General features: G+C 42.4%; 2 protein-coding genes and 1 pseudogene. All 3 read right to left on the reverse strand.

The window, feature by feature from the left end:
* Positions 1 to 107 (reverse strand): annotated as a pseudogene (locus AC2VE5_RS27845) (type II toxin-antitoxin system RelE/ParE family toxin); the annotation flags it as partial.
* The gene (locus tag AC2VE5_RS27850) at positions 88 to 318 is read right to left on the reverse strand and encodes a hypothetical protein (RefSeq protein ID WP_486890751.1); all 231 of its coding nucleotides are present in this window, start codon (positions 316 to 318) and stop codon (positions 88 to 90) included. The pseudogene AC2VE5_RS27845 and the gene AC2VE5_RS27850, both read right to left, overlap by 20 nt.
* An 80-nt stretch (positions 319 to 398) precedes the next feature.
* Complete coding sequence (locus AC2VE5_RS27855; RefSeq protein ID WP_486890752.1) at positions 399 to 707, reverse strand: hypothetical protein; 309 nt, start codon at positions 705 to 707, stop codon at positions 399 to 401.
* Between the last annotated feature and the right edge of the window lie 530 nt (positions 708 to 1237).

Consider the following 1237-nt stretch of genomic DNA (forward strand, 5'->3'; position numbering starts at 1 on the left):
TTTGCTAATAGCCTCAACACTTCAATGATTTGCTCCTTTAATGGTGGGTTTTTCTTGGTAATTTTTCTAAAAGACCGCTTAAATCCATTACTCCAGACAACTTCCATCATCGTCTCCTAACAAATCAGCGATCAAATCATTAACGCTCCCTCTCTTCGCTGTCCCATTTTTAAAAGCTTGCGTCACCTCCTGAGCATTAGATAAAATTTCAACTCGCCGATTATTAATCCGTTGCTGACGCAGAAATTCAAATAAATGCTCTTGCTCGTCCGTAGGTAAACTATTAATAGAATTTATAATTTCTTGTAAAGTCATCATAGAATTTTCTCTAAACTAAACCCATACTCGCTATCTGTATTTTAATCTGTTGGTGCTAAGTGGTTATTTTAGCAATTCCCTTAATATAGTGATTTAAACCTCACCTCAATGATAATCTTGCCCACCAAAGAACTATCAGTTTCTGAAACGATATTCCCCTCCTCATCTTGCAACACAAGCTTCTGCACTATATCGGTCACAAACACTTTAAAGTTGAGATCGCTATCAAGTAATATCAGAAATTCGCGCCCATATTTCTGAGCAAGTCTTTGACGTTGGGCTTGGGCTTGTTTCCGCACTGCTCGTACTTCTGCTTCTAATTGGGCAATGCGGTTTCTTAGGGGTTGGGTGTGATTGCTTCCAGCAGTGCGCTCTGCGCTATCGCTCATTTTACTTCTCCCCCATTGGCAATAAGCTCAACCTCCGCCCACGACAGACCGCGTAACCGACTCCACAGTCCTTGACCGCCGCCAATAAAATGCACCATGGTATCGCCATTTTAGGAGTGTGAGTATTGCATTAACCGCAGCCTAATTGCTTCATCCGCCCATTCTTTCCAACCGCACCCAGGTTTGGTCAATGAGAGTTTCTGTCCAGTTTTAACGGCGTGGATAAACAAGCCAATCCCCGGTTTATTCTTCCAAGTAGTCAAGAGCCTGGTAAAAATAATTCAAAGCATCGTTAGCTAGATTTAGATAACGGTCGGATGGCACGCGCGTCGAGCCAAAACGAGTAATTTACAAAGATTTCAGGTTTTTAGGAAGTGAGGGAAGGCGAAAGTGTATATCGAGAAATTAGGAAAGTCGGAGATCACCCAAAATCAACCCCTAATCAGCCCGTTTGCTCAAGCCCTTACCATACAAGTGCTGCCACCTGAACGGTGATTTAGGATTGATCAGGTACAGACAAGAGTATTCTT

The sequence above is a fragment of the Aliterella sp. E5.1 genome, from assembly GCF_057473825.1.

Bases quoted from the DNA above. Each gene is read 5' to 3' on its own strand.
- AC2VE5_RS27850 (WP_486890751.1), bottom strand. From the start codon at position 318: ATGATGACTTTACAAGAAATTATAAATTCTATTAATAGTTTACCTACG.
- AC2VE5_RS27855 (WP_486890752.1), bottom strand. From the start codon at position 707: ATGAGCGATAGCGCAGAGCGCACTGCTGGAAGCAATCACACCCAACCC.